At 72.8% G+C, this 11,023-nt stretch carries 11 protein-coding genes; 3 read left to right on the plus strand and 8 right to left on the minus strand.

Annotated elements, in window-relative coordinates; translation table 11 throughout:
* Positions 1–223 precede the first annotated feature (223 nt).
* The gene (locus AB0B41_RS27055) at positions 224–730 is read left to right on the plus strand and encodes a DUF1707 domain-containing protein (protein ID WP_358208136.1); all 507 of its coding nucleotides are present in this window, start codon (positions 224–226) and stop codon (positions 728–730) included.
* A 19-nt stretch (positions 731–749) separates the two neighbouring features.
* Here the strand turns inward: AB0B41_RS27055 and AB0B41_RS27060 are convergent, their stop codons facing one another.
* Genes AB0B41_RS27060 through AB0B41_RS27075 form a run of 4 tightly spaced genes read right to left on the minus strand, consistent with a single transcriptional unit; the run spans position 750 to position 4,789 of the window.
* Complete coding sequence (locus tag AB0B41_RS27060) at positions 750–1,646, minus strand: crotonase/enoyl-CoA hydratase family protein (RefSeq protein ID WP_358208138.1); 897 nt, start codon at positions 1,644–1,646, stop codon at positions 750–752.
* Positions 1,647–1,663: 17 nt separating this feature from the next.
* Positions 1,664–2,461: an enoyl-CoA hydratase-related protein gene (locus AB0B41_RS27065; protein WP_358208140.1), complete on the minus strand. Its 798-nt coding sequence runs from the start codon at positions 2,459–2,461 to the stop codon at positions 1,664–1,666.
* Positions 2,462–2,474: 13 nt separating this feature from the next.
* Positions 2,475–3,575 carry an acyl-CoA dehydrogenase family protein gene (locus AB0B41_RS27070; RefSeq protein ID WP_358208142.1) on the minus strand — a complete coding sequence of 367 codons (1,101 nt, stop codon included), beginning with the start codon at positions 3,573–3,575 and terminating at the stop codon, positions 2,475–2,477.
* Entirely contained in the window at positions 3,572–4,789 is a 1,218-nt protein-coding gene (locus AB0B41_RS27075; protein ID WP_358208144.1) for an acyl-CoA dehydrogenase family protein, read from the minus strand. The genes AB0B41_RS27070 and AB0B41_RS27075 overlap by 4 nt, the downstream gene beginning before the upstream one ends.
* A gap of 105 nt (positions 4,790–4,894) precedes the next feature.
* Here AB0B41_RS27075 and AB0B41_RS27080 point away from each other — a divergent pair, with 105 nt between their 5' ends.
* Together AB0B41_RS27080 and AB0B41_RS27085 are read left to right on the plus strand one after the other, a co-directional pair.
* Positions 4,895–5,515 (plus strand): TetR/AcrR family transcriptional regulator, encoded by a 621-nt coding sequence (locus AB0B41_RS27080; RefSeq protein WP_358208146.1) that lies wholly within the window; start codon positions 4,895–4,897, stop codon positions 5,513–5,515.
* Positions 5,516–5,620: 105 nt separating this feature from the next.
* Complete coding sequence (locus AB0B41_RS27085) at positions 5,621–6,763, plus strand: acetyl-CoA C-acetyltransferase (RefSeq protein ID WP_358208148.1); 1,143 nt, start codon at positions 5,621–5,623, stop codon at positions 6,761–6,763.
* A 64-nt stretch (positions 6,764–6,827) separates the two neighbouring features.
* On the opposite strand, the gene AB0B41_RS27090 is transcribed toward AB0B41_RS27085, so the two are convergent.
* From AB0B41_RS27090 to AB0B41_RS27105, 4 genes are read right to left on the minus strand one after another with little or no spacing between them, the layout of a single operon-like run.
* A complete protein-coding gene (locus AB0B41_RS27090; protein WP_358208150.1) occupies positions 6,828–7,859 on the minus strand; it encodes an ABC transporter ATP-binding protein in 1,032 nt (343 codons plus the stop codon).
* Positions 7,856–8,848 (minus strand): ABC transporter ATP-binding protein, encoded by a 993-nt coding sequence (locus AB0B41_RS27095; RefSeq protein WP_358208152.1) that lies wholly within the window; start codon positions 8,846–8,848, stop codon positions 7,856–7,858. The genes AB0B41_RS27090 and AB0B41_RS27095 overlap by 4 nt, the downstream gene beginning before the upstream one ends.
* On the minus strand, positions 8,845–9,738 hold the full coding sequence (locus AB0B41_RS27100; RefSeq protein ID WP_358208154.1) for an ABC transporter permease: 894 nt from the start codon (positions 9,736–9,738) through the stop codon (positions 8,845–8,847). The genes AB0B41_RS27095 and AB0B41_RS27100 overlap by 4 nt, the downstream gene beginning before the upstream one ends.
* The gene (locus AB0B41_RS27105; protein ID WP_037051794.1) at positions 9,735–10,679 is read right to left on the minus strand and encodes an ABC transporter permease; all 945 of its coding nucleotides are present in this window, start codon (positions 10,677–10,679) and stop codon (positions 9,735–9,737) included. Before AB0B41_RS27105 ends, AB0B41_RS27100 begins: the two co-directional genes overlap by 4 nt.
* Positions 10,680–11,023 lie beyond the last annotated feature (344 nt).

Here is an 11,023-nt window from a genome sequence, read left to right on the forward strand (position 1 = left end):
GATCAAACGCTGCCTCAAGCGCTACATCACCAGACAGCTCTACCGACAGCTCGAAAACCCGCCGCTCACGGCTTGACGCTCCATAGGAGCGTCCCCGCGATCCGACACCTCGAGCCGGCGTTGTGAATCCACAACGCGCGGAAGTCGGGCCGCAGCCCGCGTCATGGATCCACAACGCGCGTAACAGCCCCGCCCCCGTGCGCTCTGGATCCATAATGCGGTCATGACCACGGGGGGCGACGGGAAGCTGCGCATCGGCACGGCCGAGCGCGAGGCCGCGGCGGCGGCGCTCAACACGCATCTGGAGGCCGGCCGCCTCGGCGTCGAGGAGTACGCCGACCGCTCCGCGGTGGCGGCCAACGCCGTGACCGCCGACGAGCTGACCGCCCTGTTCACGGACCTGCCCGAGCCGCACCCCCGGCTGCCCGGAGCGGGCGGAACCGGCACGACACCCGCCGTCCGACCGCAGGCCGCGGTGTCGCAGCGGCGCTTCGGCAGCAGCTGGGGCACCCGGATCGCGGCGGCCAGCCCGATCGCCGCGTTGATCCTCTTCTTCGTGCTCAACGCCGCCGGCGTGCCGATGGCGTGGCTCGCCTTCCTGCTGATCCCGCTGGTCGGGGCCCTGGGGTTCTCCAAGGACCGGCAGGACCAGCAGGAGCTGGAGCGCGAGCACCGCCACGAGCTGCCCGGAGGACGGGGCGACGAGCGGGAGCAGCGCCGGGACGGCTGACCCGCCCCGGCGCGAACCCTCAGTCCATCCCGGCCGGCCGGCTCGGCCAGCGCTCCAGGATGTCCGGGTAGTCGGCGCTCACCGTGTCCGGGAAGGCGGGCGACCGCTTCTCCAGGAAGGACTGCACGCCCTCGACCACGTCGGCGCTCTGCCCGAGCCGGTAGATCGCCTGCGAGTCGACGCGGTGCGCCTCCCACGGCGTGTCCGCGCCGAGCATCGCCCACAGCATCTGCTTGCTGAGCGCGACCGACACCGCGGAGGTGTTCTCCGCGATCTCCTGGGCGATCCCGTAGGCGTGGGGCAGCAGCTCGTCGGGCGGGAGGACCTTCGACACCAGCCGGCCGGCGAGGGCTTCCTCGGCGCCGAACACCCGGCCGGTGGCGACCCACTCCATGGCCTGCGAGATGCCGACGATCCGCGGCAGGAACCAGCTCGACGCCGCCTCCGGCACCAGGCCGCGGCGGGCGAACACGAAGCCGAACTTCGCCGTCTCCGAGGCCAGCCGGATGTCCATCGGCAGGGTCATCGTGGCGCCGATGCCCACAGCCGGCCCGTTGATGGCGGCGATGACCGGCTTGCGGCACGCGGCCGTGGTCAGCGACGTGACACCGCCGCCGTCCCGCGGGGCTCCGCCGATGGTGCCGATGTCGCGGCGCTCCGCGGCCCGGGCCGGGTCCTCGGCGTTGAACGTCGACCCGCCCCGCTGCAGGTCGGCGCCGGCGCAGAAGCCCCGCCCCCGCCCCGTGACGACGACGGCGCGCACGGCGTCGTCGGCGTCGGCCGCGCCGTAGGCCCGGGCCAGCTCGCGCATCATCGTGGTGGTGAAGGCGTTGAGCCGGTCCGGCCGGTCGAGCGTGATCGTCGCGACGCCGTCGGAGACCTCGTACGCGATCTCCGTGTACGCCTGCTCGGTCACGGGATCCTGGGTGCTGGTCACTTGACCGCCCACTCGCCCGTGAACACCGGGTCCCGCTTGGCCATGAAGGCCTCGAAGGCGGCCGGCGCGTCCGTGCCCGCGAAGTTGATCGTCTGCGCGCGGGCCTCGCTCTCGAGCGCCTCGCGCAGCGTCTTGTCGGTGTTCTCGTTGAGCATCCGCTTCGACTGGGCGAGCGCCATGGGCGCCCCGGCGGCGAGCGTCTTGGCCAGGTCGGCCACGAACGCGTCGACCGTCCCGGGCTCGACGACGTAGGTCACCAGGCCGAGCCGCTCCGCCTCCTCCGCGCCGATGATCTCGGCGAGCAGCGCCAGCCGCTTGGCCTGCTGCAGCCCCACGATCTTGGGCAGCAGCCAGGACCCGCCGAAGTCCACCGACAGCCCACGCTTGGCGAAGATCTGGGAGAACCGTGCGTCGCGCTCGGCCACCACCAGGTCGCAGCCCAGCGCCAGGTTCCATCCGGCCCCGACCGCCACGCCGCTGACCTTCGCGACGGTCGGCATCGGCAGGCTGTGCAGGGCCATCGCGACCTCGTTGATGCGGTGCATCCGGCTCAGCGGGTGCCCGCCGGCCGGTCCGCCGGACAGGTCCGCCCCGGCGCAGAAGTCGCCGCCGGCGCCGGTCAGCACCAACACTCGGACGGACGGGTCGCTCGCCGCGTCGGCGAAGGCCGTCTGCAGCCCGTCCCAGGCCCCCGCGTTCAGGGCGTTCTTGCGCCGCGGCCGGTTCAGGGTCACCGTGCGGATCCCGTCCGCCGTCTCGACGAGTACGGGGTTCTCGGTCGTGCTCTCGGTCATGTGCCGCCCTTCCTCAGACGCCGAGCCGGTCGGCGAGCCGCGCCCGGTCGCGCCCTGGCGCCCCGAACAGCAGTTCCGTGCTCTTGGCACGCTTGTAGTAGAGGTGCGCGTCGTGCTCCCAGGTGTAGCCGATGCCGCCGTGGTACTGCACGCACGCCTCGGCGGCCTTGAAATAGGCCGGCCCGAAGAACGTGGCCACGAGCGCGGCCGCGACCGGCACCTCGTCCGGGGCCTCGTCGGCGGCCCACGCCGCGTAGCGCAGCCCGGACAGGCCCAGCTCCCAGTCGGAGTGCACGTCGGCCAGCCCGTGCTTCACGGCCTGGTACGAGCCGATCGCGCGGCCGAACTGCACCCGCACCTTGGCGTAGTCCGTGGCCATCTCGAGGACCCGCTGCAGCCCGCCGAGCTGCTCGGCGGCCAGCGCGATCGTGGCGAGGTCGGCGACCCGCTCGAGCGCACCCGCGGGATCGGCCGACTCCAGCTTGCGCGCCGGCGTGCCGCGCAGCACGACCTTCGCGAGCCGCCGCGTCGGGTCGAGCGTGGTCAGGGTGGTCCGCTCGACGTCCGCGGCGTCGACCCGGAACCAGGCGGGCCCGTCCGGCGTGGTCGCGACGACGAGCAGCACGTCGGCGAGGTCGCCGGCGACCACCGGCGTCTTGGTCCCGTCGAGGGTCCAGCCGTCCCCGGACGCGATCGCGGTGGTGGCGCCCGGCCCCCACGGCGCACCGGGCTCGGCCACGGCGACGGTCGCGATCAGCTCGCCGGAGACCAGCCGCGGCAGCAACTCGCGGCGGGCCTCCTCGTCGTCGAGCGCGAGCAGCGCGTCCGTGGCCAGGACCGCCGAGCCGAGGAACGGCGTGGGCGCGAGCGCCCGGCCGAGCTCCTCCTGCACCACCGCCCGCTCGACGTGCCCGGCCCCGGCCCCGCCGTACTCCTCCGGCACGACGAGCCCGAGCACGTCCAGGTCGCGGCCGAGCCGGGTCCACAGGTCCCGGTCGATCCCCGTCTCCGACTCCATCGCCGCGCGCACCTGCGCCGACGCGGCCCGGTCCGTCAACAGGTCGCGCACCGCCGCGCGCAGGGCCTGCTGCTCCTCGGTGAGCACGAGTCTCACTTCTGCGTCCCCACCTTCAGCTCGCGGAACGGCACGCCCTTGTCCACCGACGGCTCCTTCGGCAGGCCGAGGACCCGCTCGCCGATGATCCCGCGCTGGATCTCGTTGGTCCCGCCCGCGATGCTCGACGACGGCGTGGAGTTGATCCCCAGCGCCACCGCGGCCCCGGTGGTGTCCTCCGGGTCCCAGGCCACGATCTCCGGCCCGGCGATCTCGCCGACGGTGTCGACGGCCAGCCGCGCGAGCATCGAGCCCGCCAGCTTCGCGACGGAGCCGCGGGCCCCGGGCGCGATCCCCGCGGCGGCCTCCTGCCGCAGCCGGACGTTGAACAGCTCCAGCACGCGCTCGCGCGCGTACAGCTCGGCCAGCCGCTCCCGGGTGGCCGGCTCGCCCGACACGCCCAGCCGCTGCGCCAGGGCGGCGACCGCGGTGAAGTCGAGCGGGTTGGTCTTGGGCCGGCGCCGGGACCCGATGGAGACGCGCTCGTGGCCCAGCATCGTCACGGCGGCGTGCCACCCGCCGTTGACCTCGCCGATCACCGCGTCGGCGGGGATCCGGACGGAGTCGAAGTAGATCTCGTTGAACGGCGCCCGGCCGGACATGTCCTTGAGCGGCCGCACGGTGACACCCGGCGCGTGCATGTCGACCACGAACATCGTGAGCCCGGAGTGCTTGGGCCGGTCGGGGTCGGTGCGGGCGAGGAGCGCGCCGAAGTCCGCCCACTGGGCGTTGGTGGTCCACACCTTCTGCCCGTCGACGACCCAGGAGTCGCCGTCGAGGACCGCGCGGGTCTGCAGGCTAGCGACGTCCGACCCCGCACCCGGCTCCGAGAACAGCTGGCACCAGATGTCCTCGCCGCGCAGCAGCCGCGGCAGGTAGCGGGTGCGCTGCTCGGGCGTGCCCAGGTCGTTGACCGTGGGGCCGCACATGCCCATCCCGATCGTGAACGGGTAGGTGGGCAGCTCGTACTCGGCCTCCTCGTCGGAGAAGGCCTGCTGGTGGGCCGTGGAGAGGCCGCGGCCGCCCACGTCCTGCGGCCAGGTGATGCCGGCGAACCCGGCGTCGTACAACGCGGCCTGGAAGGCGCGCGCCGCCTCGATGTCGGTGACCGGCGACGGGTCCGGCGCGTGCTCGCGGAGCCAGGCGCGCGCCTGCTCGCGGAACGCGTCGAGATCGGGGGGACTCCCCGTCGCGATGGTGGTCGCCGCAGTCATCCGCTTACCTCCCGGCGTCGTTGGCGGACCTTTGAACGATCACTCGTTAAGTTAACACCGCCGTGGTGCCGCCAGAAGGGGCATCCGGGCCTTATCCTCTCCGGTGTGAGCACCGCAGTAGACCGGTCGGCCGAGGGCGGACCGATCCCCCGTGGCGGCGGCCGCGAGGCGATCGCGGCGGCCGCGCGCGAGGTCTTCGAGCAGCGCGGCTACCACGGCGCGTCGATCCGGGACATCGCCAAGCGCGCCGGGCTGTCCCTGTCGGCGCTCTACTACTGGCACCCGAGCAAGCAGGACCTGCTCGCGGCGCTGATCGAGGAGAACACCCTCGACTACTTCCGCCGCTGCGACGAGGCGCTCGCCTCCGCGGGGGACGACCCGGCGGAGCGGCTGCGTGCCCTGGTCAAGGCCACGGTCGAGTACCGGGTGCAGCGCCAGACGGAGAGCAACATCTCCTCCCGGGAGTGGCGCAACCTCGAGCCCGCCCACGAGGAGCGGCTCGCCGGGCTGCGCACCAAGGCCAGCACGATCTGGTCGGACATCGTCGACGCCGGCGTCGAGCAGGGCACCTTCCGCTGCGAGCACCCCGCCGACGCCCGCCGTGCCGCGCAGGCGGCCTGCAACGCGATCGCCCAGTGGTACGACCCCGCGGGCCCGGTGACGATGGAGGAGCTCGTCGAGCACTACACCCTCATCGTCATGCGGATCGTCGACCACCCGGCCTGATCCCGGTCCATCGAGGACGTCACAGCTCCGGGGACTGCCGATCACCGGCGAACTGAATGTACGATCGTTCAGTTCGCCGAATCCGCAGCGCAGGGGAGTCATCCGGTGGCAGAAGCCTTCATCGTCGGTGCCGTCCGCACACCCGTCGGGACGCGCAAGGGAGCCCTCGCCGGGGTGCACCCGGCCGATCTCGGCGCACACGTGCTGCGCGAGCTCGTCGAGCGGACGGGTGTGGACCCGGCCGCCGTCGAGGACGTGATCATGGGGTGCGTCAGTCAGACGGGTGCCCAGGCGGGCGACATCGCCCGCACCGCCTGGCTCTCGGCCGGGCTGCCGCAGAGCGTGCCCGGCGTGACGATCGACCGGCAGTGCGGCTCGTCGCAGCAGGCGCTGCACTTCGCCGCGCAGGGCGTGATGTCCGGGACCCAGGACCTGGTCGTCGCCGCCGGCGTCGAGCAGATGGCCATGGTGCCGATGACGGCCAACGGGATCGTCAACAAGGAGTTGGGTACCTCCACCAAGGGCCAGGGCTGGATCGACCGCTACGGCGACCAGGAGATCTCGCAGTTCCGCGGCGCCCAGCTGATCACCGAGAAGTGGGGATTCACCCGCGAGGACCTCGAGAGGTTCTCGCTGGAGAGCCACCGCCGGGCGATCGCCGCGATCGACGAGGGCCGCTTCCGCGACCAGATCGCCCCGCTCGCCGGGCTGGACACGGACGAGGGCGCCCGCCGCGACACGTCGCTGGAGAAGCTCGCCGGGCTGAAGCCGCTGCGCGAGGGCTGGGCGATCACCGCCGGCGTCGCGAGCCAGATCTCGATCGGCGCGGCCGCGCTGCTGGTGGCGTCGGAGGACGCGGTGCGCCGCTTCTCGCTCACCCCGCTCGCCCGGGTGCACACCCTCGCCGTGGTCGGCGACGACCCGGTCTACATGCTGACCGGCCCGATCCCGGCCACCCAGGCGGCGCTGAAGAGGTCCGGGCTGGGCATCGACGACATCGACACCTTCGAGATCAACGAGGCCTTCGCACCCGTCGTGCTCGCGTGGGCGCAGGACACCGGCGCCGACCTCGCGAAGACCAACCCCAACGGCGGCGCGATCGCCCTCGGCCACCCGCTCGGCGGCACCGGCGCCATCCTGGCCACCAAGATGATCCACGAGCTGCACCGCACCGGCGGCCGCTACGGCCTGCAGTCCATGTGCGAGGGCGGCGGCCAGGCCAACGCCACCATCCTCGAGCGCGTCTAGCGGCTCCGCCGCCCGTGCGCGGTAAGTGGTGCTCCAGCACCACTTACCGCGCACAGCAGCGTTCTCAGGTGTGGAGGTGGCAGCGCACCGTGCCGCCGCCGGGGGCGACGACGACGGGCGGGGCCTCGACCGTGCAGACGTCCATCACGTGGGGGCAGCGCGTATGGAAGGCGCAGCCCGAGGGCGGGTTGGCGGCGTCGGGCACCTCGCCGCGCAGCACGATCCGCTCCCGCTCCCGCTGCCGGCGCGGGTTCGGCACCGGCACGGCCGAGAGCAACGCCTCCGTGTAGGGGTGCGCGGGCCGGTCGAAGAGCCGGTCGGTCGGAGCCGTCTCCACGATCTCGCCGAGGTACATCACCGCCACGCGGTGCGCGATATGCCGGACGACGGCGAGGTCGTGCGCGATGAACAGGTACGACAGCCCGAACTCGGCCTGCAGGTCCTCGAGCAGGTTGAGGATCTGGTTCTGGGTGGAGACGTCGAGCGCGCTGACCGCCTCGTCGCACACCAGTAGCCTCGGGTTGAGGGCGATGGCCCGCGCGATCGCCAGCCGCTGCCGCTGCCCGCCGGAGAACTCGTACGGATAGCGCTGGGCGTACGTCGCCGACAGCCCCACTTGCTCGAGCAGGTCCCCCACTCGGGTCGTCCGCTCGGACCGGGAGAGCGACTCGTGGACGTCGAGCGGCTCGCCGATGCTCTCCCCCACCACCATCGCGGGGTCGAGCGACGAGTACGGGTCCTGGAACACCATCTGCATCCGCCGCCGGGCCAGCCGCAGGTCGCCGCGGCCCAGGGCGGTGATCTCCTCGCCGTCGAGCCGGACCGAGCCGGCCGTCGGCTCGACGAGCCGCAGCATGGCCCGCCCCGTCGTCGACTTGCCCGATCCGGACTCGCCGACCAGCCCGAGCGTCTCGCGCTCGCCGATCTCCAGGCTCACCCCGCGCACCGCGCGCAGGGTGCCGGCGCGGCCGAGGATCCCGCCCCGCAGCCGGAAGTCGACAGTCAGGTCCTCGACCTCGGCGACCGGGCCGGCGGAGTCGGCCCGCGGCGACACGGACCCGGACGTGGATTCCGACGCGTTCACCGCGTTCGTCATGCGCTCCCCTTCAGGGCCAGGTCGGACACGCGCAGGCATCGGCTGGTGCCGCCCTCGGCGAGCGGGTGCTCGACGACGGCGGTGTCCCGGCAGGCCTCGACGACGTGCCCGCACCGCGGGTGGAACCGGCAGCCGGCCGGCATCGCACCCGCCGGCGGGGTGGAGCCGGGGATCGTGGCCAGCCGCCCCGAACGAGCCGTGAGCTGTGGCATCGCCGACAGCAGCGCCTCGGTGTAGGGGTGGCGCGGGTGCTCGTAGAGCGCGTCGACCCCGGCCCGCTCCACGACCTGCCCGGCGTACATGACCACGGCGCGGTCGCAGATGTCGGCGACCACCCCGAGGTCGTGGGTCACGAACACCACCGCGGTGCCGAACTCGTCCCGCATGGCGCGCAACAGGTCCAGCACCTGGGCCTGGATCGTCACGTCGAGGGCGGTCGTCGGCTCGTCGGCGATCACCAGCTTGGGCTCGCAGGACAGCGCCATCGCGATCATCACGCGCTGCCGCATGCCGCCCGAGAACTCGTGCGGGTAGCTGCGGGCGCGGCGCTCCGCGTGCGGGATCCCGACGGTCGAGAGCACCTCGACGGCCCGGGCCCAGGCGGCCCGTTTCGACCCGCCGCGGTGCCGCCGCACCACCTCCGCGATCTGGTCCCCGACCCGGAACGCCGGGTCGAGGCTGGTCATGGGCTCCTGGAAGATCATCGACAGCTCGTCGCCGCGGAGCGCCTCCATCTTCCGGCGCGGCAGCCCGACGAGCTCGCGGCCGTCGAGCCGGATGCTGCCGGCGGTGATCCGCGCGGACTCCGGGGGCAGCAATCCGAGCACGGTGAGGCTGGTGACGGTCTTGCCGGAGCCGGACTCGCCGACCAGCCCGACCGTTTCGCCGCGGTCGACGGTGAACGACACGCCGTCGAGCACCTGCACCCAGCCCCGGTCGGTGGCGAACTCGACCTCCAGGCCCTCCACCACGAGGAGCGGTTCGGTCACGACCCCCTCCGGATCTCTCGGCCGAGCGAGTCCCGCAGGCCGTCGCCGAGGATGTTGAACGCCAGCACGGTCAGGGCGATGAGCAGGCCCGGGAACACTGTCAGCCAGGGCGCGGTGGCGGTGTAGCGGAAGCCGCGCTCGATCATCGAGCCCCAGCTCGCGTCGGGCGGCTGCACGCCGAGCCCCAGGAAGCTCAGGCTCGCCTCGGCGAGCATCGCCATCGCCGCGGTGAGCGAGATCTGCACGATCAGCGGCGAGAGCGCGTTGGGCAGCACGTGCCGGACGATCACCCGCGGCGTCGGGGTGCCGATCGAGCGCGAGGCCTCGACGAACGTCTCCTCGCGGATCGACAGCACGGTGCCGCGGACCAGCCGGACGAACCGCGGCGCGAAGATCACGCCGATCACGAACATCGCGTTGGTCAGGCTCGGGCCGAGCACGCCGACGAAGGCGATCGCGAGGATCAGCGGCGGGAAGCTCATCAGCGCGTCGGTGAGCCGCATGATCACCGCGTCGACCTTGCGGCCGGCGTACCCCGCGATCAGCCCCGGGATCACGCCGAGCACCACCGCGACGCCCACGGCCTGGGCCGCGGCGACCAGCGAGACCCGGCCGGCGTAGAGGGCGCGGCTGAACACGTCCCGGCCCAGGTCGTCCGTGCCGAGGACGTGCCCGCCGCCGGGCTGCTGCAGCACCGAGCCGAGGTTCTGGGCCAGCGGGTCGTGCGTGGCCAGGAGCGGGGCGAGCGCCGCCGCGAGGACGACGAGGACCAGGTAGACCAGGGCGGCGAGGGCGAGCCGCTGCCGCCGGAAGCGGCGCAGGAAGCGCGCCCGGGCGCTGGGTTCGGGCGGCGCGAGCGCCTCGCGCCGGTCGAGGGCGGTGGCCGTCACGCCTGCCTCACCTTCGGGTTGAGCCAGCCGTAGGACAGGTCCACGACCAGGTTCACGAGCATCACGATCAGGGCGGCGACGACGACGATCCCCTGGATCATCGGGATGTCCCGCTGCAGCACGGCGCGGATCGCGAGGTCGCCGAGCCCGGGCAGGCCGAACACCCGCTCGACGATCACGGAGCCGCCGAGCAGGAAGCCGACCTGGAAGCCGATCACCGTGACCACCGGGACGGCGGCGTTCTTCATCCCGTGCTTGAGGACCACGGCGCGGCCGCTGAGCCCGTTGGCCCGGGCGGTCCGGATGAAGTCCTGCTGGAGGGTGTCGGTGAGCGACCCGCGCAGCTGGCGGGTGATCTCGGCGGCCACCGCGGTGCCGAGGGTGATGCCGGGCAGGACCAGGCCGCGGGCCCAGGCCCCGACGCCCTCGGAGATCGGCGTGTAGCCCACCGCCGGGAAGATCGGGAAGGCCAGCGCGAACGCCATGATCAGCAGGATCCCGACCCAGAAGTTGGGCAGGGAGATGCCGACGGAGGCGAAGAGCGTGGCCCCGCGGTCCTGCCAGCGGCCGCGCCGCAGGGCCGCGACCACACCGGCCGGCACGGCGATCAGCAGCGCGATCAGCATGGCGGCCAGGGTGAGCGCGAGCGTGACGGGGAACCGGCCGGCGATCGCGCCGGTCACGGACTCGTTGCTGAACAGCGAGCTGCCGAGGTCGCCGGTGAGGGCGTTGCCGGCCCAGGCGGCGTACTGGACGAGGACGGGGTCGTTCAGGCCGAGGCGTTCCCGGGTGGCGTCGATCTGCGCTTCGGTGGCGTTCTCGCCGGCGATCGTGATGGCCGGATCGCCCGGGATCATCAGGACCAGCGCGAAGACGCCGAGGGACACGAGAAAGAGCAGCGGGACCATCATCAGGACGCGCCGGACGGTGTACCGGAGCACGGGCGGGCACCCTCCCAGCAGACGGCGGTGTCGCGAGGGGAACTGCGACCGGGTGGCGGGAAAGAAGGATTCGGGATCGGTCGGGAAATGGACACGGAGAATCGTCGTCCGCGGACGGGCACGCCCCCGTCGCGCGACGCCTCCGCACTAAACGATCGTTCAGAAAGGTAGCAAGCGTCACACCGTCCGTCAACCGGCTCTTTACCAGGAGACACGTCTGAGCTGGGAACCTACTCGGGCGTATCGCGCATCCTTGACCTCCGCTTGACCCTCGCGGCGCCGCAAGATCATCTTGGGCGCCACCGGCAATGCGGAGAAACGGCGTCTTGTGAATCGCGCCCACT

Source organism: Pseudonocardia sp. NPDC049154 (genome assembly GCF_040648315.1).
GTDB lineage: Bacteria > Actinomycetota > Actinomycetes > Mycobacteriales > Pseudonocardiaceae > Pseudonocardia.

Coding starts and splice junctions, on each gene's coding strand:
- AB0B41_RS27090 (WP_358208150.1), bottom strand. CDS start 7,859: ATGACGAACGCGGTGAACGCGTCGGAATCCACGTCCGGGTCCGTGTCG.
- AB0B41_RS27055 (WP_358208136.1), top strand. CDS start 224: ATGACCACGGGGGGCGACGGGAAGCTGCGCATCGGCACGGCCGAGCGC.
- AB0B41_RS27065 (WP_358208140.1), bottom strand. CDS start 2,461: ATGACCGAGAGCACGACCGAGAACCCCGTACTCGTCGAGACGGCGGAC.
- AB0B41_RS27075 (WP_358208144.1), bottom strand. CDS start 4,789: ATGACTGCGGCGACCACCATCGCGACGGGGAGTCCCCCCGATCTCGAC.